Source organism: Flavobacterium segetis (genome assembly GCF_900129575.1).
GTDB lineage: Bacteria > Bacteroidota > Bacteroidia > Flavobacteriales > Flavobacteriaceae > Flavobacterium > Flavobacterium segetis.
This window is the reverse complement of record NZ_FQWE01000002.1, coordinates 184,032-209,531: the sequence shown is the minus strand read 5'-3', so window position 1 is coordinate 209,531 and position 25,500 is coordinate 184,032. Positions and strand designations below refer to the sequence as shown.

The following is a 25,500-nucleotide window of genomic DNA, read 5'->3' as shown; positions in this document are numbered from 1 at the left end:
TAATAGAAAACAATGAATCAAAATACCACTGATCAATTTTTTAAAAGTACAGTTTTAGGCCATCCGTCTGGATTGTTTGTTTTATTTTTTACAGAAATGTGGGAGCGTTTTTCATTTTATGGAATGCGTTCTTTATTAATATTATTTTTAACTGCTTCTTTCACAGACGGTGGTTGGGAATGGACCCGCGAAAATGCCTCTGCATTATTTGGATCTTATGTTGGATTAGTTTATTTGTCAACTATGTTAGGTGGATATTTTGCTGATAAAGTAATAGGATTTAGATGGGCCGTAGTTGTTGGAGCGACTTTAATGACGTTAGGACACGCTTCGATGGCCGTTGAAACTGAGTTTTCTATTTATCTAGGTCTAGTTTTATTAGTTTTTGGAAACGGTTTTTTCAAACCAAATATGACTTCGATTGTTTCAGAAATGTATAAAGATCGTCCTGAAAAGAAAGATGGTGCTTACACTTTGTTTTATATGGGTGTGAATGCGGGAGCTTTTTTTGGTATTTTACTTTGTGGTTACTTAGGTGAAAAAGTAGGATGGACATATGGTTTTGGTTTAGCGGGGATTTTTATGTTCTTTGGTATGCTACAATTTTGGTTATCTCAAGATATCTTTGGAGATATTGGTTTAAAACCAAATAAAGAAAGTAAAGCTAAAGCAGAAGCTCTAGATACAGATAAAAGAAATCCGTTTACTAATATACAGTTAGTTGCTATCGCTTTCTCTTCTATTTTAGCGTTACTATGGCTTATCAATGATCCTGCATCAAAAATATCTGGAGGCAAAATTAATGTTTTTGCTTTCTTGGGTCAAGATGGTAATGCAATTGCTATTGTCTCGGCATTAGTTGTGTTTATCATTTTGCTGATTTATCGTTTTACACAGTATTCTAAAATTACTAAAGAGAAATTAATTGCTGTTACATTTTTTGCATTCTTAACAATTTTCTTTTGGGCAATTTTTGAGCAGTCGCCAAACAGTTTAACTATTTTTGCGAGTGATTATACGGATCGTGTTCTTACAGGAAATTGGAGTGTTGTATTTTTAGTGATTAATTCATTAATTACCATTTTACCATTAGTTATTATCACATGGGTTTTGATTTTGTTATTCAAACAAACTTTTAAATTATACGCCATTGCAAATATAATTTTGAGCTTCAGTTTTATTATAATTTGGGCCATTGCAATATGGATGTTAACTAAAGATTATTATACAGCTGGTTATTTAAACCTGTCTGATTCAACGTTACAGGCTTTAAAGATCGATAAAGTTACTATTTCGTTGACAGAAGTTCCTGCTACTTGGTTTTCAACATTGAATTCTTTGTTTATTATCTCATTAGCACCCTTGTTTTCCAAGTGGTGGGAGAGTAAATACAATCCTTCTGCTAATTTGAAGTACGGAATAGGGATGGGATTGCTAGGTCTTGGAATGGCTTGCGTAGCTTTTGGCGCAAGCGGAATCGAAGCAGGTGCAAAAACTGCATCGGTGAGTATGATATGGTTAATTTTAGTTTATCTTTTTCACACCATGGCTGAACTGTGTATTTCTCCAGTAGGATTGTCATATGTCAGTAAATTAGTGCCAGCTCGTATGATTGCTTTTATGTTTGGAGTTTGGTATTTAGCAGTTGCTATAGGTATGAAAGGTGCTGGAATGTTTGGAGAAAACATAGACAAAATTGCAAATGAACATGGATTGAGTTACTTCTTTTGGATGCTAACCATTATTTCAGTAGTCGTTGCGTTATTCTCAATTGCTATGACTCCTGTTATTAAAAAGTTAATGCACGGAGTTCGTTAATCACGGCATTGTTATTGAAAAGTTAAAAAATAAAAGATTAAAATGAATAGATTTATAGTTGTTTTATTATTATTTGTAGGTTCAATTGCCGCAGAAGCACAGGAAATTGTTTGGGAAACAAACGTTAAGAAGGCAATAGAAGTTTCTAACAAAACGAAGAAACCATTGTTATTGTTTTTTACTGGTAGTGATTGGTGCGGTTGGTGCATTCGGTTACAAAAGGAAGTACTCAAAACTGCAGAATTTACAAAGTGGGCTAAAGAAAATGTGGTGCTAGTGGAACTCGATTTTCCAAGAAGATCAAATCAAACGGATGAAATCAAAAAGCAGAATAATGAATTGCAACAAGCTTTTGGTATTCAAGGTTTTCCTACAGTAGTATTTGCTAAAGCTACGACAAAAGATGGTAAAGTAAGCTTTGAAGGTTTAGGAAATACGGGTTATGTCGCTGGAGGTACATCGGCTTGGTTAGCCGTGGCAAATGGTTTTCTCAAAAAATAGATTTATAATGTTTTAATCTAAAATTTGAATTTTTTTAGAGTTATATCTATATTTTATTGGATATTAGTTATTTTATTTGTTATTTTTATGCAAATCTTATAACCCCAAAACCTATGATTAAGAAATTACTTTTATCAATATCATTATTGTTCATTTGCAATGCAAATGCTCAACTTGTCAATTGGAATACTGATGTCATGATCGCTGTTACTGCGAGTAAAAAAGACCGAAAACCATTGCTCATTCTTTTTACAGACAGTAACTCTAATAAAGGTCGCTTAGATGCGCAGATTCTAAATACGCTGGATTTTGCACTCTGGTCGAGAGATAATGTTATTTTATTAAGATTGGACTTAACTGACGATTCTGTAAATGAATATTTAGAGCGAAATTTGTCTTTAAAGAAAGCCTTTGCAGTTCAAGATCTACCAGAAATATGTTTTTCAAGAGCAACTATTCGTAAAGAAAAGATTATTTATGAGCTAATAGATAAAATCGCTTTTATACCAGGTGGCGTGAAATCATGGATTGCTAGTGCATCAGAAATTTTGAGCAGACCTCAAGATTAAAAACTGAACTATAACTTATAAAATCCCTTTTCAGTAGTTGCATGAAAAGGGATTTTGTGCTTTATGCAACTTGCTTTCCAGCGTACTTGAATATTTCTATAATTTGAAGCATCAGCAATTACTATTTTGGGCTTTATAGTTAATATTAGTCGATCTAAATTTATTTTTGTTGATTGAGTCAATAATAAGATATCAGGATTTATGTTTTTCGGATAAACTGAGGTAGTATCTACTATCAGTATCTTTTTACCATTAAAATAGACTAAATTTTGTAGTAAAGTTTTTTTCTTAATTACACTCAAATTTCCCATATTATAAGATTGTAGTATATTGTTTGTAGTAGCTGTCTTTAGTAAGCGTGCATTCGCGAATACCGTTACGTTTTTACCATTTCGTTCAGTAATAAGTGTGTTTTTTGCACTATTAAAGATTACAAGTTCCTGTTGGCCTTGTCTGGTCAAATTAATAGCTACGAATGTAATTTGGAATATAAATATCGATAGTAGCGCGCTGTAAAATTTATTAAAGCTAGGTTTTTTGAACCAAATAATCACTGTAATCAATAGCAAATAACTACTCAACAATAAATAGAAATGAAGTGGGATGTCCTTGATAATAAACTGCTCTAATGACGCAATTGTGTTTATGATTTTGTTTAAAATATAAATACTCCATTCTAATAAATTAGAAAGAAAAACGGGAATGCTATTTAAAGCCGCTAAAATCATTACGATCACTCCTAAAACCATAATTACACTCAGCATGGGAATAATAATAATATTCGTAACAAAGAAAAGACCCGGAAATTGATGAAAATAATAAATACTTAATGGAAGAGTTCCGATTTGTGCTGCAAATGAAACAGTAAGGATATCCCAAAAATACTTAGAAAATTTAGTTTTCGGTTGCCATAAGGATGTAAGTAAAGGTTGAAGCCAAATTATAAAAAATAATGCCAGGTAACTTAATTGAAAACCAACATCATACAAAAATGAGGGTTCAACGAGCAAAATAAGTAGAATGGAAACTAATAGGGTGTGATAAATATTTACGCTTCGTCTTAAGTGAAGTCCTATTGCTACAAAAGAAAACATGGTAACTGAACGAACAACGGATGGCGCTAATCCGGCAATGATTCCAAATAAAGAAAGTGATACTATGATAATAAATAGTTTTATAAAAGATCCGCGTCTTGTATTGGGAATTGGCTTCAACAAAAATGTTACAAAAAGTAAGATAAAGCCAATATGTAGTCCTGATACTGATAAAATATGAACTGCTCCAGCGTACTGATAGTCTCTAATAATATTTGGTGAAATCTCTTGTTGTTGACCCATTATTAGGGCAACGGCCACATGCAATTCAGTACTGTTAAAATGGTTTTTCTCTAAGTTCTTAATGATGCTACTGCGTAGTTTGGAGGAGTAGTACCAAATGTCTTTGTTAATTTCGCTTCCTATTTTAATTTCGTCAATTTCAGTATAAAGTTGTGCATAGATTTGTTTGTTTTCTAGGTACTTACTGTAGTCAAATTGATTGGGATTATTAGGTGGTTTATTTTTAGTTAAAATACCATTAATTCTTAAATTCGTTCCAATGATTAATTTTTGGTTAACACTATTTTTCGAAATATTTAGAATTAATTTTCCCGTTTGTTTTTTGTTATCAATTTGGTTCACGATTGCTATATAACGGTCGCTAAATGATGAATTTTTTAGGTTTTCTTTGATTGTAACGTCAATGGCATGTGGTTTTTCAAATATATTTTTGTTATGGCTATAATTAGTTTTTTGAAAGTAATCTGTATGAATTAGTTGATTAGAAACACCTATTAAAAATGAAAGTAAATAAGTTGTAGTACCGAAGTAAATAGAAGATTTATTTTTTGTAAAAACATAAATGACAGCAAAAAGGGGAAGCCCAACAGTTATAATAATAAAAACCGCCTCAATAGGAGGAAGCACATATTTTGCAAATAGTAGTCCAAAAACAAAACCTATTGTGATTCTTGCGAGCGGAAATTGAAGTACTTTCATAACTCTAAAGTACATATTTTCAGTAAGAAACGATTTATTTTAAGGTTTTATTTCAAGTGTTGAAATTTTAGTTTTTAAAAAGGAATTGGGCTTATAATATCCGGTTAATTTGCGCTAACGAATTTTTGTAGTATGCTTGTTTAGTTGAGGATATAATCACTCCTTTAGAGGTGGAGGAGTGAATAAATTTGATTTCATCCTCGTTTACTTCAATCACAATCCCAACATGATTTATTTTTGCGCTATTATCAGTTTTAAAAAAGATTAAATCGCCTTTATTAACTGAATCTCTTCTTTGGTTTAAAACGACACCAATTTTAGACTGTTCAAAAGAATTACGCGGAAGCACAATATTCTTTGAATTAAAAACGGTATAAATCAATCCAGAGCAATCAAATCCGGCTCTTGTAGCGCCGCCATATTTGTATCTAACGCCAATATTTTCAGTAGCAACATTTATTAATTGCTCTACTAATTGTTCCATTTTTCTATCTTCGGATTTAGATGATTTATCTTCTCGAGAAGTTATAATAGATGATGTTGATTTACATGCCGTAAAAATTACAATTAGTAGAAATAGATGTAGTATTTTTTTCAAGAATCTTAATTTTATTTTCAATTATCTAGACTGTAAATCCTTTACAATAAGTGCTGCAGTAATTTCACTTGCGCCAGTTCCGCCAAGCATTTCTTCCAATAAATCGTATTTTTTTAAGAGAATTTTGCGATTTTCCGGCTCTAATATTTTTTGAAGCTCAGTTATAATTCTTTTTGTATTGCACTCTTCTTGTATCAATTCAGTTACAACTTCTTCGTCCATTATCAAGTTTACTAGTGAAATGTATTTTAGTGTGATGATTCTTTTTGCAATTTGATATGAAGCCCAACTTCCTTTATAACAAACTACTTCTGGCACCTTAAAAAGCGCAGTCTCTAATGTTGCGGTTCCTGAGGTCACAAGAGCTGCAGTAGAATTCCGCAATAAATCATAGGTTTTATTGGAAATGAATTTTATATTTTTCTCGGTTATAAAATTTTGGTAAAAAGAGAAATCTTGACTTGGTGCTCCGGCAATTACAAACTGATAGTTAGGAAAGTCCTTCACAACGCTCAGCATTACGGAGAGCATTTTAGTTATTTCTTGTTTTCTACTGCCAGGCAAAATTGCAATTATAGGTTTGTCATTCAGTTGGTTTTCTTTTCTAAACTGGCTAGAATCAACCAATGGTTGGTTGTGTATAGCATCGATCAGCGGGTGTCCAACAAATTCTACTGGAAAATTATGTTTTTCCTCATAAAATTTCTTTTCAAAAGGCAATATCACATACATTTTGTCAACGTCACGCTTAATTTCACTAATCCTATTTTCCTTCCAAGCCCATATTTGCGGCGAAATATAGTAATGCGTTTTCATCTTTAAAGCTTTAGCCCATTTTGCAATCCGCATATTAAAACCTGGATAATCGATAAAAATAAGAACGTCAGGATGGAAATTATAGATGTCTTTTTTACATATTTTAATATTATTCAATATCGTCATAAGGTTGAAGATGACCTCAATAAAACCCATAAAAGCAAGCTCTCGATAATGTTTAACTAATTGTCCGCCTACAGCTTTCATCAAATCGCCACCCCAAAATCGGATTTCGGCAGAAGGATCTTTTTTGTAAATTTCTTTCATCAAATTAGATCCATGCAAATCACCAGATGCTTCGCCTGCTATTATGTAATATTTCATTTTTTTCTATTAAGAAATGCTTAGTGAACTAGTAAATTTTTTTAAGATAACAAAGGTAAACTATTCCGCTATAAAAATATACTTAGAATCGCTAGGGCAATAACTGCTAAAACTACACCACGAGCCATCATTTCGCGATTTAATTTTAATAAAATACCAAATAAAAGTAGAGTAGGAATTGCACCCAAAGTTATTATTTTTCCAATATTACCTTGCGATTTTAGAATTTGAATTCCAGATATAAAAGTGAAATCAGTAAAGATTACGATAAATATATAGGAGCCAATCGCTGCGGAAATTATGCCTAATAGAAAACCAGATAATAAATCAATTTTATTCATTCCATTTTCGGGTATTAAGATTTTGTATGGCATGATGTGCAGTCAAATCAAATTGTACTGGAACTACGGAAATATATCCATTTGCTAAAGCCCATTCATCTGTATCTTCGCCTTGATCTTGATTGATAAATTCACCTGCAAGCCAGTAATAATCTCTTCCCTGCGGAGTTTGTCTTTTATAAAACTTTTCAGCCCAAAAAGCTTTTGCTTGACGACAAATGCGAATTCCCTTTATTTCTTTCTCAACTAATTTTGGGAAGTTAACATTAAGAACGACGCCTTCTGGCAAACTATTATCCAAAACTTCTAGAGCTATTTTTTTGATAAAAGATTTAATAGGATCAAAGTTTGCGTTCCAATCATAATCTAAAAGCGAAAACCCTATTGCAGGAATTCCCTCGATGCCAGCTTCTACAGCAGCACTCATTGTTCCAGAATAGATGACATTGATAGATGAATTTGAACCGTGGTTTACACCGGATACGCATAAATCTGGTTTGCGCTTCAAAATCTCATTTACTGCTAATTTTACGCAATCTACAGGAGTGCCAGAGCAACTATATTCAGTAATTACATCGCCTTCTTTCGATATTTTGTTGATGTAAAGTGTGCTATTTGTAGTGATTGCATGACCCATTGCGCTTTGAGGAGAATCTGGTGCAACCACCACGATTTCGCCAATCTCAGCCATAATAGAAATCAAAGCTCTGATCCCTGGAGCTGAAACGCCATCATCATTAGTTATTAAAATTAAGGGTTTAGTCTTATCCATTATTAAAGTGTTAAAAAAGAATTCTTTTTTTAAATTAAATACCAAATATAGTTACTCAAAGTTCATTTTTATGAACAAAAGATAAAAATATGTTATCTTACTTGATTTACTATAATTCAAATAAACATTTTTATATCTTTAACAAAAATTTAGGGGCACTACGCTACTGTTGGCATAGTTTTTACCGTAAATTAGTGTAAAAATTGATGAATACTATTCTTAACTTTATGAAAAGAAATTATAAAATTATCCTTGTCATTGCGTTTATTTCGGTGACGCTTTTTGCATTTAAAATGAATGCTACTAAAGAAAATGATCCTGAAAAAGACAAATTGCTTCTTGAGTTATTGACTTTTGTAATCGAGAAAGGGCATTACAGTCCGGCTGCTATTGATGATACTTTTTCAAAGGGGATTTATAAAGATTACATCGAAGCATTGGATCCATCCAAGCGATTTTTTCTGCAGTCCGATATAGATGAGTTTTCAAAGTACGAGTTACAGTTGGATGATCAATTATTAAATAAAGATTTAACTTTCTTTGATTTAACTTATACTCGTCTACTAAAAAGAATGGAGGCAAGCACTACAATTTATAAACAAATTTTAGATAAACCATTTAATTATAATATTGACGAGAGCTTCAATACAGATTACGAGAAAGCACCTTATTCGAAAAATACTAAGGAGCTTACTGACAAGTGGCGCAAGCAAATTAAATTGTCGACACTTTCATCACTTGCAGACAAACAGAAATTAGAACTAGACAAAAAGAAAAATGATTCTAAATATGAAGTCAAAACTTTTACTGTTTTAGAAAAGGAAACAAGAGAAAGTTCAAAAAAGTCTCTCGATGAATATTTTGGTTTTATAAAAGATTTAGATCGCAATGACTGGTTTTCAGTATATGTTAATTCTATCACTGCTCGTTTTGACCCGCATACTAATTACTTTGCTCCTGAGGAAAAAGAGCGTTTTGATGTGAGCATAAGTGGTAAATTAGAGGGAATTGGGGCGCGATTACAAAAGAAGAATGATTTTACTGAAATCACTGAATTAATTTCGGGTGGTCCAGCGTGGCGGGGAAAACTGCTTGAAGCTGGAGATTTAATTATGAAAGTGGCACAAGGAAAAAATGAAGCAGTTGAAGTTGTTGGTATGCGCCTCGACGATGTTGTTAAAAAAATTAAAGGACCTAAAGGTTCTGAAGTACGCTTGACGGTAAAGAAAGTTGACGGAACGATCAAAGTAATTCCTATTATTAGAGACATAGTTGAAATAGAGGAAACCTATGCTAAGTCGAGCGTAGTCATTAAAGATGGTCTAAAATATGGAGTTATTTACTTACCAAAATTCTATATAGATTTTGAAAACAAAAATGGTAGAGATGCAGGTAAGGATATTGCAATAGAAGTTGACCGACTTAAAAAAGCTGGTGTTAATGGTATTGTATTAGATGTGCGTGATGACGGTGGCGGTTCTTTATCTACTGTTGTTGATATTGCGGGATTGTTTATCGAGCAAGGACCAATTGTTCAAATAAAATCAGCTGGTAGAAATAAAGAGGTTTTATATGATAAAGATAAACGAATCGAGTGGGATGGACCATTAGTAATTATGGTTAATAGCTTTTCGGCATCTGCCTCTGAGATTTTAGCAGCTGCGATTCAGGATTATAAACGTGGTATTATAGTAGGAAGTAAGCAAACGTACGGTAAGGGAACGGTTCAAAATGTAATTGACCTAAATGAATTTGTTCGTAGTAGTACTGTTGGAGATTTAGGTGCTATAAAAACGACTACTCAAAAGTTTTACAGAATCAATGGAGGTTCTACGCAATTAGAAGGTGTTAGAAGTGATGTTGTTATGCCAGATCGATATGCATATCTAAAAATGGGAGAACGAGATATAGACAATGCAATGCCGTGGGATAAAATAGATAGAGCTGACTATAGTGAATGGAAAAATAATGATAATTTCAATCAAGCTATCGTTAATAGTAGAAATAGAATCAGTGCTAACCCGCAATTTAAATTAATTGAGGAAAATGCTAAATGGATTGATGGTAGAAGTAAAGAAAATATCTATAGTTTAAACATTGACAAATTCAAAGCGACGCAAACTGAAATTGAAGATACAGCGAAGAAGTATAAGCCAATTATTGATTATAAAAATGCGTTGACTTTTACATCTTTGCCTTATGAAACAGATGCAATGAATAACGATGAAACGTTGAAAGAGAAAAGAGAAAGATGGCATGAAGCTTTATCAAAAGATATTTATGTTGAAGAAGCACTGAATGTTTTAGATGATTTACAGTCAAAATCTCTAACAAAGCAAACATTGCCTATAAAGATTAAAAAAGATAAATTAGTCAAATCGAAGTAATAATATTTTTAGAATTTAAACGCTCCAAAAGATAATTTTGGAGCGTTTTAACTTTAAATACATTCAATATGTTCCTATAGTCTACCACAGAAATAATTTTTTATCACCATAAGATAAATGATATCTAACTAATGATTAAACATATAAACTTTCTCGGTTTTACTACCCGTGTCTGTGCAAGTTTATTTTCTTATGGGAACGATTAAATTAATTTGAGTAAAGATATCGTGAAAAATATTTTATCTGAAAAATCGCTCACTATATCTAATGGAAGCAATGAGCATCCTAGACAAGTCATAAATAAAAATAATATAAATTTTCTTCAAGTATCAACTACAAATAAGGTTATCAATCATTCTAACGAAACTTTGTTCTATAACTAAAAACAGTAGCAAGTAGGATGGTTGCATACGAATTTAAAAAGGCAAACGTAAAAAGAAGCAACTTTTAAACACTTTTCTTTATAGTAGACTCTAAAGTAAATACTGGATCAGCGAATGTCGTAATTATAAAAACTCTAGATACGACAACGGCTATTTAGTTTTAGCTGGTGATATGGGTTTTGATAAAATAGCTTTTATTGAAAGGGTTTTAACATCAAATGTAGCGCGTAAAGATTGAAATTTTAATAATGGAATCTGGAATAGAGCATTGCAGAAAGCACGTTATGGAGTTATAAAATAGAATGTAATTTATGGTTATTGCTGCAGTAGCTTTGAATAATTTTTTAGAAAAGATAAGAAGTGTAAATGTTTTGGTTTACAAGTGTTTTTATAAAGTCTTACTTTCAACTTGGAGCAACGAAATTAAAATGATTATATTCATCGTCTCGAATGAGCCAAGTGAAAAACTATTGCATCATTTTATAGTTTCTGTTGATGGAGTTAAAATCTTACGGCAATATATTTTTCCCTGCAGCAGAGGATAAAGTAGTAAATCTAGTAAAAAATATTTTTGATTGTAAGGATTTTAGCTTTTATTAAGAGTAAAATATGGCTAATTTTATTACCATTCATTTACTTTATTAGCATCCATTTTTATAAAAATAAACAGTAAAATAGTAAATCCCCAAAGACCCGAACCTCCGTATGAAAAGAAGGGTAAGGGAACACCAATTGTAGGGAATATTCCAATAACCATTGCAATATTTACAAAAAAGTGCATAAATAAAATTCCTGCAACGCAATAACCATAAACTCGGCTGAATTTAGTTTTTTGTCTTTCTGCTAAATAGATAATTCTGAGAAGTAAACCTGCAAATAATGCAATTACGACCACTGATCCTGCAAAGCCCCATTCTTCTCCTACTGTTGTAAAAATGTAATCAGTATGTTGTTCAGGAACAAATCCACCTTTAGTTTGTGTTCCTTCAAGAAATCCTTTGCCAATCCAGCCACCGGATCCTATAGCAATTTCAGACTGATTGGTGTTATATCCAATTCCTTTCATATCGACAGTTTTACCAAGTAAAATGTTAAAACGGTCACGATGGTGTTGCTTAAAAACGTTTTCAAAGACATAATTTACAGAAAGAACAAATCCAGATATAATAGCAAAAAGAATGCTGCTTAAAACAATGTTTCGATCTGCTAATCTTGATTTTAAATGAACGATGATGATGACAGCTAATCCAATTAATATTACGTACAGTGGTTCTAATACTAATGTTAAAACGAATAAAAGAATAGTAATAAATCCAGTCCATACATACCAGGAAGGAAGACCTTCCCTATATAAAACGATAATAAAAACACTGTAAATTAAGGCACTTCCGGGGTCTGGTTGTGGTATAATTAGTAGCACCGGTAAAATAATTATCGCAAGCGCCTGCAATTGTTTACTAACATCTTTTAGATTTATTTGAGTGTCACTTAAATATTTAGCAAGAGCTAAAGCAGTTGCGGCCTTAGCAAATTCAGAGGGTTGTAATGTAAAACTTCCTATTGCATACCAGCAACGTTGTCCAGCGATAGTTTTACCAAATAGAAATAATCCAGCAAGAGACAATAGGGAGACAACAAAAATTATACTAGCATATTTTTCGTAAAACTTACCATCAACTGCGAGTATTATAAAAATTAAAGGTATTGTTAAAATAATAAAAATCAATTGCTTCTGGTAGGTATCCTCCATAGAAGATAAGGACGATGAATAAATATTCAGCCAACCTAGAATAACCAATGAAGTATAAATGATTATACTGATCCAGTCGATATTATTTGATATACTTTGGTTCTTCATTGCAATTAAATCACTTTTTTTATTCTAGTAGTAGAATCACTTTTAACTTTTGCAGTGGGAATTATTGTTTTCTGCGTTTTGATAGAATCACTTATTCTTAATTGTGCTTTTACTTTCTCAGAAAGCCCACCTAACTTAGCATATTCACTTTGCAAACTAGTTGCTAATATTCTTTTCTCTAAATCCAATCGTGTAATTTTTTGACGAAGGTATTTTTCTATCATCAAACTAGCGATTGGTCCGGCGATTGTAGCGCCAAAACCGCCGTTTTCTACCATTACTGCAAGCGCAATCTTCGGATTGTCTTTTGGCGCAAAAGCTACAAATATAGAATGATCTTTTAATTGAACCCTCATGCCTCCAATTTTTGCAAAATTTTCAGCAGTTCCAGTTTTACCACAAATGTCGATTCCTTCAACTTTAAGTGCCCGTGCGGTACCCAAATTATAAACATCAAAAAGACCACTAATGATAGGCTTAAAATACTTTTTATCAATGCTTGTCACATGCCTAGTTGTAAATTTTTTGTCTATTGTATGAGCTTCTATTTTTTTAATGATATGAGGCGTGTAATAATAGCCTTCATTAGCAATTGTAGCCATCATGTTGGCTAATTGAATAGGTGTCATTAAAACTTCGCCTTGTCCTATTGCATTAGAAATAATTGTAGTACTTCTCCATCCGCCATTAGGATAAATCTTTTTATAAGTTTTAGAATCAGGTACTTTGCCTCTTTTCCCTGTTGGTAAATCATATCCCATGTATTGACCAAGTCCGAAGCTTTTAACATGATTACTCCAAATATCTACCGCTTTTGCTGGATTATTGTATTTGTTTATTGCTAACATATACGTTTGTGCAAAATAAGTGTTGCAAGAATTGTAAATGCCGTTATGTAATTGTTGAGCAGGAGGATGTGCGTGACACTTCATAAAACGACCTCTTCCATAACTAAATCCATGGTTGCAAAAAAAGCTGGTGTTTTCATCAATTACACCTTCTTGCAAGCCAATTAGTCCTGTTAGAATTTTAAAAGGAGAACCTGGCGGATATTCAGCTAATAGTCCTCTGTCATAAAGAGGTTTTGCTATTGAATCATGATATAATTCGGTGTAGTTTTTAGATCTTTGTCTTCCTACTAAAATGGATGGATCATAAGATGGCGCTGTTACTAATGCTAAAATTTCACCAGTTTGTGGTTCAATAGCAACAATGCCGCCTCTTTTATTAATCATTAATTCTTCACCATATTTTTGAAGTTCAGCGTCAATGGTTAAATTTATATCTTCACCTTGTACCGCAATTGTGTCAAATTTTCCGTTTTTATACGACCCAATTTCTCTATTGTATTTGTCTTTTTGAACATATTTCACTCCTTTAATTCCTCTTAATAGATCTTCATAACTTTCTTCCACTCCTTGTTTACCTATCAAATCACCACTGTTGTAGTACGGATTTTTAGCAACTAATTTTTCGTTTACCTGGGTGATAAATCCAAAAATATTAGCACCAAAAGTAGCTTCGTAATCTCGTAAGGATCGCTTTTGAAAATAAAACCCTTCAAATTTTCTTATTTTTTCTTGAAATGCTGCAAACTCACTTTTGTTTAATTGTGACATAAAAACAGAAGGTAATCTAGGACTATATATTTTTGCCTTTTCAATTTTTTTAATAAAATCTTCCTTAGTAATATTTAGTAGCTGGCAAAACTCTAATGTATCAGTTTTTTTTAATTCTCTAGGAATTACCATTATGTCGTAAGATGCTTGGTTCGCAACTAAAAGCTTTCCTTTCCGATCATAAATGTAACCTCTCTCTGGATATTCAAATTTCTTTTTAATTGCGTTGTTTTCTGATTTTAACTTTAAAGTTTCATCAACAACCTGCAAATAAAAAATCCGAATAACAAGTAAAGAAGTAGCAAGAATAATTAAGGAAGGCAATAATGCTTTTCTCATCTTTTGTTTGGCTTAATAAGATATATTATAATAATACAAATAATGATAGTGAATATTGTGCTAAGTAAAATTGTTATTAAAGTATCCATAATATATAATAATTGGAAAGCTTCTAATAAAAATAAAGTAAAATGATGAATAATTACTGATAATAATATAAATGTAAAACGCTGTGGACTTAGAATTTCATTAATTTTTATAGTTTGGTATTCATAACTTAATCCGAACGCAAATTTAAAAAGTGAGGGACGCATGTAAGCTAAAACTAAACAAGCTGTAGCATGGGTTCCGCCAGAATTACTGAACAAGTCCATTATAATTCCCAATAAAAAACTTGACGCTATAAGGCCGGATTTATTCCCATTTACTGGATACAAAATTATAAATAATATGTAGGGAAACGGACTAATGTAGCCCAAGAAATTCATATTATTAAAAATAATGATTTGAACGGCTAAAAGCAGTATGAAACGGAAAATATTGACTAATAACGCGTTATTCATCTTAATTTTTCTTTTCTAAATTGTTGACTTCTTCACGATCTTTACTTTTGATAATATAGACGTGTCCTAAGTTTGTCATGTCGTTAAAAAGTTTAACGTCTAAGGTGTAATAGTTAGTTACGTTATCTCTATAAATTTTAGCGATTGTTCCTATGTTGATATTTTCAGGAAATATTACAGATTGTCCTCCTGTAACAATTGTATCTCCAATTTTTATGAGTGCTAACCGAGGAAGATCAGTAAGTTGTACAAATCCAGTACTTTTTCCGTTCCAATTCAGCGACCCAAAATGATCAGATTTTTTAATTTTAGCATTAATTTGCGTTCGTTTATTTAAAATGCTAATTACTGTAGAATATTTCGGAGAAGTGTTTTCTATGATTCCAATAATTCCAAGGCTATTTATAACTCCCATATCAGTTTTTATACCTTGTAATTCGCCTGAATTCAATGTTAAATAATTTTCATATACGTTATATGAATTCTTGATAACCTTTGCAACGATAATGTCCTTTAATTTTACTCCTTCTATACTATCTAGTGTTTTAGCTGTAGCAGTATCTTTTACATTAAAAAGCATACTTCTTAGTTTTGCATTTTCAAGCGCAAGAATATCATTCTCATTTTTAAGATTTAAATATTCATTAAGATTATTGACTTTTTCATATACTCCCCCACTTAAAAAATTGGCAGAACTTATAATTTTACTACGATGAAAAGAGTGGGATTGAATGGTAAGAAACAATGAAATACCTAATAGAATCAAAAACAATATCCTATTACTGTTTTTAAAAATAAAATTAAATATTTGCTGCATTGTTTAAAGTGGATATTTAAATAAATTAAAAATTAAATTCTAAACTAATCTGGTACGGCTTAAATTATAATTTAGAATTCAATTTTTATTTAATTATTTTATAAGAATACTTCTAAATTTATTTATACTTTTAAGTGCCATTCCTGTTCCTCGAACAACAGCTCTTAATGGATCTTCAGCAATATAAACAGGTAAATCCGTCTTTTGAGAAATTCTCTTGTCGAGACCTCTTAGCATCGAACCGCCACCAGCTAGATAAATTCCTGTATTATAAATATCTGCAGCTAATTCAGGAGGAGTTTGAGATAAAGTTTCCATTACAGCATCTTCAATTCTTTGTATTGATTTATCTAATGCTTTTGCAATTTCGCGATATGAAACTTCAACTTGTTTTGGTTTACCGGTAAGTAAATCTCTTCCTTGAACTGACATATCCTCTGGAGGTGTTTCTAAATCTTCTATTGCAGCCCCAATTTGGATTTTTATTTTTTCAGCAGTACTTTCTCCAACAAAAAGGTTGTGCTGCGTGCGCATATAATAAACGATATCATTTGTAAAAACATCACCAGCAATTTTTACTGACTTATCACAAACAATTCCTCCCAATGCTATAACTGCAATTTCAGTAGTTCCACCACCTATATCAACAATCATGTTTCCTTTAGGTTGCATAATATCAATTCCAATTCCTATTGCAGCCGCCATGGGTTCGTGAATCAAGTACACTTCTTTACCATTTACTCTTTCGCATGATTCCTTTACTGCACGCATTTCTACCTCAGTAATTCCAGATGGGATACAAACAACCATTCTCAAAGCTGGTGTAAACATTCTCTTTTTCAATGCTGGTATGCTCTTTATAAACATACTGATCATTTTTTCAGAGGCATCAAAATCCGCAATTACACCATCTTTCAAAGGTCTTATGGTTTTTATATTTTCATGAGTTTTACCTTGCATCATATTAGCTTCCTTACCAACAGCTATGATTTTACCTGAAATTCTATCACGTGCAACAATAGACGGGCTGTCAATTACAACTTTATCATTATGTATAATTAAAGTATTAGCGGTACCAAGATCTATCGCAATATCCTCGGTCATGAAATCAAAAAATCCCATAAGTTTTTTAGGGGTTAAAAGTTAAACAAATAGTAGGGCGCAAAGTTAAACAAATTAATGTTTGAAATGACGAGTTCCTGTAAATACCATTGCAAGTTTATTTTCATTACAAAAATTGATACTTAATTCATCTTTTATTGATCCTCCGGGTTGAATTACAGCAGTAATACCGGCTTTTTTGGCTATTTCTACACAATCAGGAAAAGGAAAAAATGCATCACTGGCCATCGAAGCTCCTTTTAAATCAAATCCAAAATTATGAGCTTTTTCAATAGCTTGTAATAAGGCATCTACTCGCGATGTTTGACCTGTTCCAGACGAAATTAATGTTCCGTTTTTTGCAAAAACAATTGTATTTGATTTAGTGTTTTTACAAATTTTAGAGGCAAAGATTAGATCTTTAATTTCTTGCTCTGTAGGTGCTGTTGTAGTAACGGTCTTTAAATCATTTTTATTGTCAGTTATGGTGTTTCTTTCTTGAATTAACAATCCGTTTAAACAAGTTCTAACTTGTTTATTTGGCAAATCAACTTCGTTTTGAACTAAAATAATTCTATTTTTCTTTTCTTGTAAAACATTTATTGCTTCTTGATCATAAGATGGCGCAATCACAACTTCGCAAAATAATTTATTGATTTCTGTAGCAGTTGCTAGATCAATTTTAGTATTTGATATTAAAACTCCACCAAAAGCAGAGGTTGGATCGCATGCTAATGCTACGTTGTAAGCCTCGTTAATTGAATCTCGTGTCGCAAGTCCGCACGCATTATTATGTTTTAAAATAGCAAATGTTGGTCCGTCACTTTTGAATTCATTAATTAAATTTACTGCAGCATCGACGTCTAATAAATTATTGTAGGAAAGTTCTTTTCCATGAATTTTCTTAAAGATCGCATCAAAATCACCAAAGAAAAATCCTTTCTGATGCGGGTTTTCTCCATATCTTAAAACTTGACCATCAGCAATACTTTCTTTATAAATCGTTTCATCAGTATTAAAATAATTAAAGATGGCTCCGTCATAATGTGAAGAAACGTGAAATGCTTTTGTTGCTAATAATTTTCTATTTTCTAATGTTGTGCCTCCGTTTTGTGAAGTGATCAGATCTAATAACAAACCATATTGGTCCATGGAAGAGACAATCACGGTGTCTTTAAAATTTTTTGCAGCTGCTCGAATTAAAGAAATACCTCCGATATCTATCTTTTCAATAATATCCGCTTCATTTGCGCCAGACGCAACTGTTTTTTCAAAAGGATATAAATCAACAATTACTAAGTCAATTTGTGGAATATCAAACTCCTTCATCTGCTGTACATCGCTTTCATTATCTTGCCGATTTAAAATTCCTCCAAAAACTTTGGGATGTAACGTTTTAACTCTTCCACCTAAAATAGAAGGGTAAGATGTTACATCTTCGACAGCAATTACTGAAATGCCTAAATTTTTTATAAAATCTTCTGTTCCACCAGTAGAATAAATTGTAACATTTTGACTGTTTAGTTGTCTTACTATAGGTTCTAATCCTTCTTTTGAAAAAACTGAAATTAGTGCTGACTGAATTGTTTTAGTTGTGTTCATTATGTAGTTATAGTTATAAAATGCAAAAATAGTTTTTTAATGTTAAATTGAAGCCATTTGAAAACGAGATAATTGTATTTATTATAGATGCTTCTTTGATCCGTAAAGATTACAAATTTAACAATTTAACTAAACGATTTTTAATTAGGTTTTTTATAAATATTTATGGAATTTTACTTTAATACAAAATACATTTTATGCTAGTTTATCTTCGATTATTAAAAGAGAGTTTTGGTTTTGCTATGAATGCATTGACTAATAATAAGTTAAGAACGCTACTTTCTTTACTAGGGGTCACTATTGGAATTTTTTCTATCATAGCAGTACTTGCAGCAGTAGATTCATTGGATAGAAAAATATCAAAAGATTTAAGTGGATTAGATAAAAATACTATTTATTTAATGAAGTTTTCTTTCGGACCTTCTGATATTCCACAATGGAAAAGAGAGCAGTTTCCAAATGTTAAATATGACGAATATACTTACATGAAAGGTGCGATGACAAACACTGCTGAAATGGCTTATCAAATATTTACAAGGAGAGAATCCATTAAACATGATTCGAAGACGGTAAGCGATGTAAATATTGTTCCTGTTTCTCAGGAATTTATTGATATTCAAGGTTTAGAATTTGAGAAAGGAAGATTTTACAATGAATCTGAAGCTAATTCTGGCGCGACTGTAATCGTAATAGGAAATGAAATTGCAAGTTCATTGTTTGAAGGTTCTGATCCAATAGGTAAAAATGTTAGATTGTACGGGCAACGCTTTACCGTTATCGGTGTGTTGAAAAAGGAGGGTTCAGGTTTGTTTGGCGATAGTAGTGATACTTCTGCTTACATTCCCGTTAATTTTGTGCGTCAATTATACGGTGACAACAATACTTCATTAACCAATGTTATTATTTTTAAGCCAGAAAAAGGGACTGATATGGCGGCTTACAAGGGAGAAATTACTCAGAAACTGAGAAGCGTAAGAGGTTTGAAAGCAGGTGAAATTGATAATTTTTTCATCAATGTATTCTCTGGGTTTACAGATTTGATCGATGGAATTTTAGGTCAAATGAACCTTGTAGGTTGGATAATTAGTGGATTTTCACTTTTAGTTGGTGGTTTCGGAATTGCAAATATTATGTTTGTATCCGTTAAAGAACGTACTAACCTTATTGGAATTCAAAAATCTTTAGGAGCTAAAAATAGATTTATTATGTTTCAGTTTTTATTTGAAGCCGTTATTTTATCGGTTATTGGTGGTGTAATAGGCCTTTTACTTGTATGGATTATATCAGTAATATTAACTAAAGTGCTTGACTTTGAATTTATTTTAGGAATTGGGAATATTTTATTAGGAACGGGATTGGCAGCTGCTATTGGACTTATTTCAGGAATTCTTCCAGCTGTCGCAGCTTCAAAATTAGATCCTGTAGAGGCAATTAGAACTGGAATGTAGGTCAACCTATTTAAGTGGCGATATTTAGAAAAGTTCTAATATGAATTTCGAAATTGTTTTATAGAAACTATTTTCATTTGTGAATTCTTTCTTATTTACACTTTAATTAAATCTTATTTTAACTGGAAGCGTGGCAATGTTTAAATAAAAACAATAAAATATATTTCTAGGTTTTTAAAATATAACAGATTATAATAAAAGAGCTTCCATGAATTGGAAGCTCTTTTATTATAAATAACAGCTAATCTTTTACTTATATTATCTGATATCGTTATTTTGAATTAAATCGATATACAAGTTTATTTTATCTTTCAATTCTTTTCTCGGAGTAATGAAATCAAGGAAACCATGTTCTAAAAGAAACTCAGCGGTTTGAAAACCCTCTGGTAAATCCTTACCAGTGGTATCTCTTACGACTCTGGGTCCAGCAAATCCGATAAGCGCTCCTGGTTCAGAAATATTGATATCACCTAGCATTGCGTACGATGCTGTAGTTCCTCCAGTTGTAGGGTCGGTACAAAGCGAGATATATGGAAGTTTAGCTTCTGCTAATTGTGCCAGTTTTACTGATGTTTTAGCTAACTGCATTAAGGAGTAGGCAGCTTCCATCATACGCGCGCCACCTGATTTAGAAATCATTATAAAAGGCAACTTGTTTTTAATGGCATGACTAATTCCTCTCGCAATTTTTTCTCCAACAACCGCACCCATGGATCCACCGATAAAAGCAAAATCCATGCAACATATAACTACATCTTTACCTTTAGATTTACCAACGCCAGTTCGAACAGCATCTTTTAGTTTTGTTTTTTCCATTACGTCTTTTAGACGATCTGCATATTTTTTTGTATCAACAAAATGCAAAGGATCTTTAGAGGTCATGCTTTTGTCTAATTCAACAAATTCATTGTTGTCAAATAAAATTTGGAAATATTCAGCACTCCCTATTCTTACGTGAAATCCGTCTTCTGGACTTACAAATAAGTTTCTAGCAAGTTCGTCAGCATCGATGATTTTTCCGGTAGGAGATTTATACCAAAGTCCCTTAGGAATATCCATTTTATCCTCAGTAGCAGTCGTAATTCCTTTTTCTTTTCTTTTAAACCAAGCCATTTTTTAAATATTCAGTGTTCAGTAATCAGATATTAAGTAATTGTTTTCTAGTATTCAGTAATCATTTTTTGAAAACTAAACACTTGTACCGTTTTTATAGTGTATTCACATTGTTCAAGTCAGCAAATGCTTGCTCAAGTCTAGTATTGAAAGTTATTTCGCTTTCACGTAACCACTTTCTTGGATCGTAATATTTTTTATTTGGAACATCTGCACCTTCTGGATTTCCAATTTGTGTTTTTAAATAATCAATATTTTTAATCATATAATCGCGAATGCCTTCGGTAAAAGCAAACTGCAAATCAGTGTCAATATTCATTTTGATTACGCCGTAACTAATTCCTTCTCTAATCTCTTCAAGTGTAGAACCAGAACCACCATGAAAAACAAAATCAACGGGATTATGTCCAGTTTTAAATTTATTTTGAACAAAATCTTGAGAATTTTTTAAAATTTTTGGTGTCAATTTTACGTTTCCTGGTTTGTAAACTCCGTGTACATTTCCAAAAGCTGCAGCAATTGTAAATCTTGGGCTTACTTTAGAAAGTTCTTCATAAGCATAAGCAACCTCTTCTGGTTGAGTATATAATTTTGAACTATCGACATCTGAGTTGTCAACTCCATCTTCTTCGCCACCTGTAATTCCAAGTTCGATTTCTAGTGTCATCCCCATTTTACTCATTCTTTCTAAATAACCTTTACATATTTCTATGTTCTCTTCGATTGGTTCTTCAGATAAATCAATCATGTGTGAAGAAAATAACGGCTTTCCAGTCTTAGCAAAATGAGCTTCTGATGCATCAAGTAGTCCATCAATCCATGGTAATAATTTTTTAGCACAATGATCAGTGTGCAATATCACAGTTGCACCGTAGGCTTCTGCTAGAGTGTGAATGTGCAATGCACCAGCAACTCCGCCAGCTATAGCAGCTTTTTCACCAGCGTTAGAAAGTCCTTTACCAGCATTAAAAAGTGCTCCTCCATTAGAAAACTGAATGATAACTGGAGCATTTAATTTTGCAGCTGTTTCAAGAACTCCGTTGATTGTATTGGAGCCTGTAACATTTACCGCGGGTAATGCAAATCCTTTTTCTTTAGCGTAGTTAAAAATTTCTTGAACTTGATCTCCTGTAGCTACGCCTGGTTTTATATTGTGTGCCATTGTTTTTATTTTTAAATTCTGTTTAGTTTTTAGTCTTGCAAAAATAAGAATTAATTAGGATTAGAATGGATAATTTATTCCAAAATTTAAAACTGAGTTTGAAAAGTTGTATTCTTGAAACCATCTTCTGTTAGTTTCATTAGCTGGATTGTAGGTTTTAAATCCTAAATCAAATCGAATTACAAAGAAGCTTAAATCGTATCGTAATCCAAATCCAGAACCTAAGGCAATTTCTTTTAAGTCATTTAAACTTGTGAATGTTGATTTTTGATCAACTACATTATCTAATACGTTCCAAATGTTACCTGCGTCTGCAAAAACAGCTCCTTTTAAACTTCCAGCAATTTTAAATCGGTATTCGGCACTAACAGCAATTTTCATATTGGCTTCGTTAAAGTCATCTAATGCTCCACTGCTTCCTGGACCTAAACCGTAGGGTTGCCAAGCTCGATTATCATTCGAACCTCCAGAAAAGTAACTGCGTGAAAAAGGAATGTAATTCGAGTTTCCAAATGGAATTGCAATCCCAAAAAATGATCTAAAGGCTATTATATTCTCACGAGATAAATCCCAATGCTTAATATAATCAAACTCTGTTTTTACATACTCTGAGTATTCTAAATTAAAAATTTCATAATTACCATTCGAATTTTCTTTTTGATTTGTTGTTTTTGCAAATGCGGATAGAATAGTTCCTGCCGATTCTATTTTAGTTTTAAAAAGATAAAAATTATTATCAGATAAATCTTTTTTAGTTGTTTTCGAAAAAGTAAAACTAGTGGCTAAAATAAAATCATTTTCAGTCAGTCGCTGTCTTCGTTCTTCAATACTTTTAATCGACTCAAAATCTGCTGTTGCCAGTGGCTGCAAAAAAGTAGTATTACCAGAAAGAACATCTTTCGTAAAACCACTAGTTCCCTCTTCAATAACTAAATTTTTATCTACAGGATTATCGTAATAGGTCGTGTTTGTGTTATATTGTTTACTTAAATTATTTAATGCATTATAAGAGGATGAGTAAACATTAAAATAGTTACGAGGATTTAAATTCCTAACAAACTGTGTATTAAAAAGATCAAAACGAGCGGTATTATTGATCTTCGGAGTCCAATTATAAGAAACTCCTCCAGTAAAATTCTCTTTGTCCAGGCCTATATTTTGCTGTTTTGCAAAACCAGCCGTTATTAAAGTAGAAGGGATCATACTTTTAGGAATTATTCTATCGGTGTTAAATGGCAGCAAAATTCTAGGGATATTTAGTTTCACATCTAAGCCATACTCTGAGACGTTAAAGAAATTATTTCTTGGATTAGCTAAATCTTTTGATGCTCCAATATTTCCTCGTGCAGCAATTTCAAGTGTTTCTGCACCATTAAATACATTTCTAATTGTTTCTGAAACGCTTAATCCAATACCAAAATCCTGAATATTAGAATGAGTTACATCGAAAGTAGTACCAAAACTAAATTTTTTTCTAGGTGTCAAATATACTTTGGCAATTAGAGATTGTGCGGTAGTATCTCTTTTGTCAACTTCATATTGTATAGAGGGATAATTAAAGATTTTTAAATTATTAAGATAGCGTGTAGTTAAAACAGTTTTGAAATCGGCATATGAACTACCTTTTGTAATAAAAACTGCATCTGTAATTGCTTTTGGTTTGTATTTTAATTTTTTCTGACTAAACAGATTAAAGTTTTTATAAACCGTGCTATCTTTAATGTTTAAAGTATTGCTATTTGAGGAGTAATCAGTATAAATATTGACATCACTTATTTTATATAATTTGAATGGTTCAGTTCGAGTTGAATCGCCTTGTTGAAAGGAGTAATCATTTATCAATAATGTAATATCCGCTTTGTTGGCTTTTTTAATTGTATCAATATTGAATGTCACATAATTTGGCTGGAAATAATAAGCGCCATTATTACGAAAATTTGTAGTTATACGATTTCTTTCGTTTTCAAAATCTTCTGTTTTATATTGTAATCCTGATTTGATAAATGTATTTGCTTTCGTTATTTTGTAAAGTGAATCTAAAACGGGTGTAGAAATTGCGGTTTTAACTGAGTCTAAAAAAAAAGCGTTTCCAGATGTAATTGCATACGTGATTCTAGCTTTTTTTACATCAGTGGTATCAACGTTATACAGTGCTTTGACATTAAAATAGCCTTTATTAAAATAATAATATTTTAATCGCAATAAAGATTTACTAGCTTTTACCGAGTCAATAATTACCGGAGGCTCGCCAGTGGTGGTCAAAAAGTTGTGGATTCCTTTGTAAAAAAATGATTGTCCAAGTCGATCTACTTGTTTCGCTGAAAGCCACTTTGCCTGTTTCTCGTATTTGCCGGGATGATTCAAAAATTTAGCTTGATAAGTGGAATCAGGATTTAAGTTAGCGAGATTGTACAAATTTAAACGCAAACGGTATCCTAAAAACGTTGAATTCGGTTTTTGATAAAGTTGGTCAAAAATCGTTTCTTCAGTGATTTTTTTATCATTTAAAGTTATTTCGTTTTTTGTAAGCAACATTTTTCCATCTGGAACTCTTTTTACAGCGTTACAAGCGCAAATAAGTGTTGCAATTACAATAAATGCAGTTATTTTTGTGGAAATTTTTTTCAAGTGTTCTAAAATATTTAATTCAAAAGTACATTATTTTATGGTTAGTAAAAACCAAATAAAACTTATAACGAGTTTGCAGCAAAAAAAATATCGGATTGCTAATAAATTATTTTTTGCCGAAGGTGTAAAGGGAATTCAAGAATTATTGGATTCTAATTTTGAATTAGAACAGCTATACACAACTAAAAATGATTTTGAGAAAGTCAATTTACATCTAAAAACGACAATAAGTGATGATGAATTAAAAAAAATTACCGCATTAGCAACACCAAATTCTTGTTTAGCTATTTTTAGAATGCCAAATGAAAAACCTGTAAGTGAAAGTGGTTTGATCGTAGTTTTAGATTCAATCCGAGATCCAGGAAATTTAGGAACTATACTTCGTTTGTGCGACTGGTTTGGTATTCAAGAAGTTTTATGTTCAACAGAAACAGTTGATATTTATAATCCGAAAGTTGTTCAGGCAACTATGGGATCAATTGGAAGAGTAAATGTTAATTACATAAATTTGACTAATTTTTTAATCCAAACATCTTTACCGATTTTTGGAACATACATGAACGGTGAGAACATATATAAAAGTATTCTACCTAAAGAAGGAATTATTGTAATGGGAAATGAAGCTAATGGAATTTCAACTGAACTAGAGGATTTAATTCAAAACCGAATAACAATTCCACGTTTTGGTGATATTCAGAAAACAGAAAGTTTGAATGTAGCAACTGCAACTGCTATTATATTAAGTGAGTTTAGACGCAGCTAATT

20 protein-coding genes are annotated in these 25,500 nt (G+C 31.9%); 6 read left to right on the top strand and 14 right to left on the bottom strand.

All coding sequences use genetic code 11. The annotated features are described in order from the left end of the window. The first annotated feature begins 12 nt into the window (after positions 1-12). The 3 genes from BUA99_RS03185 to BUA99_RS03175 all read left to right on the top strand — a co-directional run bounded on the left by BUA99_RS03185 (position 13) and on the right by BUA99_RS03175 (position 2,888). Entirely contained in the window at positions 13-1,818 is a 1,806-nt protein-coding gene (locus tag BUA99_RS03185; RefSeq protein ID WP_072988199.1) for a peptide MFS transporter, read from the top strand. 42 nt (positions 1,819-1,860) lie between these two features. Then, a complete protein-coding gene (locus BUA99_RS03180) occupies positions 1,861-2,319 on the top strand; it encodes a thioredoxin family protein (RefSeq protein ID WP_072988196.1) in 459 nt (152 codons plus the stop codon). Positions 2,320-2,432: 113 nt separating this feature from the next. Further along, positions 2,433-2,888, top strand: coding sequence for a hypothetical protein (locus BUA99_RS03175; RefSeq protein ID WP_072988194.1), 456 nt, complete (start codon positions 2,433-2,435; stop codon positions 2,886-2,888). An 8-nt stretch (positions 2,889-2,896) separates the two neighbouring features. Here BUA99_RS03175 and BUA99_RS03170 read toward each other — a convergent pair whose 3' ends face one another. The 5 genes from BUA99_RS03170 to surE all read right to left on the bottom strand — a co-directional run bounded on the left by BUA99_RS03170 (position 2,897) and on the right by surE (position 7,775). Further along, entirely contained in the window at positions 2,897-4,939 is a 2,043-nt protein-coding gene (locus BUA99_RS03170; RefSeq protein ID WP_234972894.1) for a ComEC/Rec2 family competence protein, read from the bottom strand. A 76-nt stretch (positions 4,940-5,015) separates the two neighbouring features. Continuing rightward, entirely contained in the window at positions 5,016-5,522 is a 507-nt protein-coding gene (locus tag BUA99_RS03165; RefSeq protein ID WP_072988712.1) for a C40 family peptidase, read from the bottom strand. A 21-nt stretch (positions 5,523-5,543) separates the two neighbouring features. Next, positions 5,544-6,662, bottom strand: coding sequence for a lipid-A-disaccharide synthase (gene lpxB, locus BUA99_RS03160; protein WP_072988190.1), 1,119 nt, complete (start codon positions 6,660-6,662; stop codon positions 5,544-5,546). Between the two features lie 68 nt (positions 6,663-6,730). Beyond that, positions 6,731-7,003: a hypothetical protein gene (locus BUA99_RS03155; RefSeq protein WP_072988709.1), complete on the bottom strand. Its 273-nt coding sequence runs from the start codon at positions 7,001-7,003 to the stop codon at positions 6,731-6,733. Next, positions 6,996-7,775 carry a 5'/3'-nucleotidase SurE gene (gene surE, locus BUA99_RS03150; RefSeq protein ID WP_072988707.1) on the bottom strand — a complete coding sequence of 260 codons (780 nt, stop codon included), beginning with the start codon at positions 7,773-7,775 and terminating at the stop codon, positions 6,996-6,998. The genes BUA99_RS03155 and surE overlap by 8 nt, the downstream gene beginning before the upstream one ends. Before the next feature lie 206 nt (positions 7,776-7,981). On the opposite strand from surE, the gene BUA99_RS03145 reads away from it, so the two are divergent. Beyond that, positions 7,982-10,162 (top strand): carboxy terminal-processing peptidase, encoded by a 2,181-nt coding sequence (locus BUA99_RS03145; protein WP_072988187.1) that lies wholly within the window; start codon positions 7,982-7,984, stop codon positions 10,160-10,162. A 1,005-nt stretch (positions 10,163-11,167) separates the two neighbouring features. Here the strand turns inward: BUA99_RS03145 and rodA are convergent. The 6 genes from rodA to purH form a co-directional block, all read right to left on the bottom strand. Further along, positions 11,168-12,403: a rod shape-determining protein RodA gene (gene rodA / locus BUA99_RS03140; protein ID WP_072988184.1), complete on the bottom strand. Its 1,236-nt coding sequence runs from the start codon at positions 12,401-12,403 to the stop codon at positions 11,168-11,170. A gap of 5 nt (positions 12,404-12,408) precedes the next feature. After that, positions 12,409-14,361: a penicillin-binding protein 2 gene (mrdA, locus tag BUA99_RS03135; RefSeq protein WP_072988182.1), complete on the bottom strand. Its 1,953-nt coding sequence runs from the start codon at positions 14,359-14,361 to the stop codon at positions 12,409-12,411. Next, positions 14,358-14,864 (bottom strand): rod shape-determining protein MreD, encoded by a 507-nt coding sequence (locus BUA99_RS03130; protein ID WP_072988180.1) that lies wholly within the window; start codon positions 14,862-14,864, stop codon positions 14,358-14,360. The genes mrdA and BUA99_RS03130 overlap by 4 nt, the downstream gene beginning before the upstream one ends. Position 14,865: 1 nt before the next feature. Continuing rightward, positions 14,866-15,681: a rod shape-determining protein MreC gene (gene mreC / locus BUA99_RS03125; RefSeq protein WP_072988177.1), complete on the bottom strand. Its 816-nt coding sequence runs from the start codon at positions 15,679-15,681 to the stop codon at positions 14,866-14,868. Between the two features lie 93 nt (positions 15,682-15,774). Then, on the bottom strand, positions 15,775-16,803 hold the full coding sequence (locus tag BUA99_RS03120; RefSeq protein WP_072988174.1) for a rod shape-determining protein: 1,029 nt from the start codon (positions 16,801-16,803) through the stop codon (positions 15,775-15,777). Positions 16,804-16,857: 54 nt separating this feature from the next. Further along, on the bottom strand, positions 16,858-18,384 hold the full coding sequence (gene purH, locus BUA99_RS03115; protein ID WP_072988171.1) for a bifunctional phosphoribosylaminoimidazolecarboxamide formyltransferase/IMP cyclohydrolase: 1,527 nt from the start codon (positions 18,382-18,384) through the stop codon (positions 16,858-16,860). A gap of 197 nt (positions 18,385-18,581) precedes the next feature. Here purH and BUA99_RS03110 point away from each other — a divergent pair, with 197 nt between their 5' ends. Next, the gene (locus BUA99_RS03110) at positions 18,582-19,832 is read left to right on the top strand and encodes an ABC transporter permease (RefSeq protein WP_072988168.1); all 1,251 of its coding nucleotides are present in this window, start codon (positions 18,582-18,584) and stop codon (positions 19,830-19,832) included. Positions 19,833-20,090: 258 nt separating this feature from the next. On the opposite strand, the gene accD is transcribed toward BUA99_RS03110, so the two are convergent. The 3 genes from accD to tamL form a co-directional block, all read right to left on the bottom strand. After that, the gene (gene accD, locus BUA99_RS03105; protein ID WP_072988165.1) at positions 20,091-20,945 is read right to left on the bottom strand and encodes an acetyl-CoA carboxylase, carboxyltransferase subunit beta; all 855 of its coding nucleotides are present in this window, start codon (positions 20,943-20,945) and stop codon (positions 20,091-20,093) included. 94 nt (positions 20,946-21,039) lie between these two features. After that, complete coding sequence (gene fbaA, locus BUA99_RS03100) at positions 21,040-22,107, bottom strand: class II fructose-bisphosphate aldolase (protein ID WP_072988162.1); 1,068 nt, start codon at positions 22,105-22,107, stop codon at positions 21,040-21,042. 60 nt (positions 22,108-22,167) lie between these two features. Beyond that, positions 22,168-24,735: a translocation and assembly module lipoprotein TamL gene (gene tamL, locus BUA99_RS03095; protein WP_084673467.1), complete on the bottom strand. Its 2,568-nt coding sequence runs from the start codon at positions 24,733-24,735 to the stop codon at positions 22,168-22,170. A gap of 37 nt (positions 24,736-24,772) precedes the next feature. Here tamL and BUA99_RS03090 point away from each other — a divergent pair, with 37 nt between their 5' ends. Further along, on the top strand, positions 24,773-25,498 hold the full coding sequence (locus BUA99_RS03090; protein ID WP_072988705.1) for a TrmH family RNA methyltransferase: 726 nt from the start codon (positions 24,773-24,775) through the stop codon (positions 25,496-25,498). Positions 25,499-25,500 lie beyond the last annotated feature (2 nt).

What these genes read in the sequence shown, in the direction of transcription:
- BUA99_RS03185 (WP_072988199.1), top strand. Translation starts at nt 13, where the DNA reads ATGAATCAAAATACCACTGATCAATTTTTTAAAAGTACAGTTTTAGGC.
- BUA99_RS03180 (WP_072988196.1), top strand. Translation starts at nt 1,861, where the DNA reads ATGAATAGATTTATAGTTGTTTTATTATTATTTGTAGGTTCAATTGCC.
- BUA99_RS03175 (WP_072988194.1), top strand. Translation starts at nt 2,433, where the DNA reads ATGATTAAGAAATTACTTTTATCAATATCATTATTGTTCATTTGCAAT.
- BUA99_RS03170 (WP_234972894.1), bottom strand. Translation starts at nt 4,939, where the DNA reads ATGTACTTTAGAGTTATGAAAGTACTTCAATTTCCGCTCGCAAGAATC.
- lpxB (WP_072988190.1), bottom strand. Translation starts at nt 6,662, where the DNA reads ATGAAATATTACATAATAGCAGGCGAAGCATCTGGTGATTTGCATGGA.
- BUA99_RS03155 (WP_072988709.1), bottom strand. Translation starts at nt 7,003, where the DNA reads ATGAATAAAATTGATTTATTATCTGGTTTTCTATTAGGCATAATTTCC.
- surE (WP_072988707.1), bottom strand. Translation starts at nt 7,775, where the DNA reads ATGGATAAGACTAAACCCTTAATTTTAATAACTAATGATGATGGCGTT.
- BUA99_RS03145 (WP_072988187.1), top strand. Translation starts at nt 7,982, where the DNA reads ATGAATACTATTCTTAACTTTATGAAAAGAAATTATAAAATTATCCTT.
- rodA (WP_072988184.1), bottom strand. Translation starts at nt 12,403, where the DNA reads ATGAAGAACCAAAGTATATCAAATAATATCGACTGGATCAGTATAATC.
- mrdA (WP_072988182.1), bottom strand. Translation starts at nt 14,361, where the DNA reads ATGAGAAAAGCATTATTGCCTTCCTTAATTATTCTTGCTACTTCTTTA.
- BUA99_RS03130 (WP_072988180.1), bottom strand. Translation starts at nt 14,864, where the DNA reads ATGAATAACGCGTTATTAGTCAATATTTTCCGTTTCATACTGCTTTTA.
- mreC (WP_072988177.1), bottom strand. Translation starts at nt 15,681, where the DNA reads ATGCAGCAAATATTTAATTTTATTTTTAAAAACAGTAATAGGATATTG.
- BUA99_RS03120 (WP_072988174.1), bottom strand. Translation starts at nt 16,803, where the DNA reads ATGGGATTTTTTGATTTCATGACCGAGGATATTGCGATAGATCTTGGT.
- purH (WP_072988171.1), bottom strand. Translation starts at nt 18,384, where the DNA reads ATGAACACAACTAAAACAATTCAGTCAGCACTAATTTCAGTTTTTTCA.
- BUA99_RS03110 (WP_072988168.1), top strand. Translation starts at nt 18,582, where the DNA reads ATGCTAGTTTATCTTCGATTATTAAAAGAGAGTTTTGGTTTTGCTATG.
- accD (WP_072988165.1), bottom strand. Translation starts at nt 20,945, where the DNA reads ATGGCTTGGTTTAAAAGAAAAGAAAAAGGAATTACGACTGCTACTGAG.
- fbaA (WP_072988162.1), bottom strand. Translation starts at nt 22,107, where the DNA reads ATGGCACACAATATAAAACCAGGCGTAGCTACAGGAGATCAAGTTCAA.
- BUA99_RS03090 (WP_072988705.1), top strand. Translation starts at nt 24,773, where the DNA reads ATGGTTAGTAAAAACCAAATAAAACTTATAACGAGTTTGCAGCAAAAA.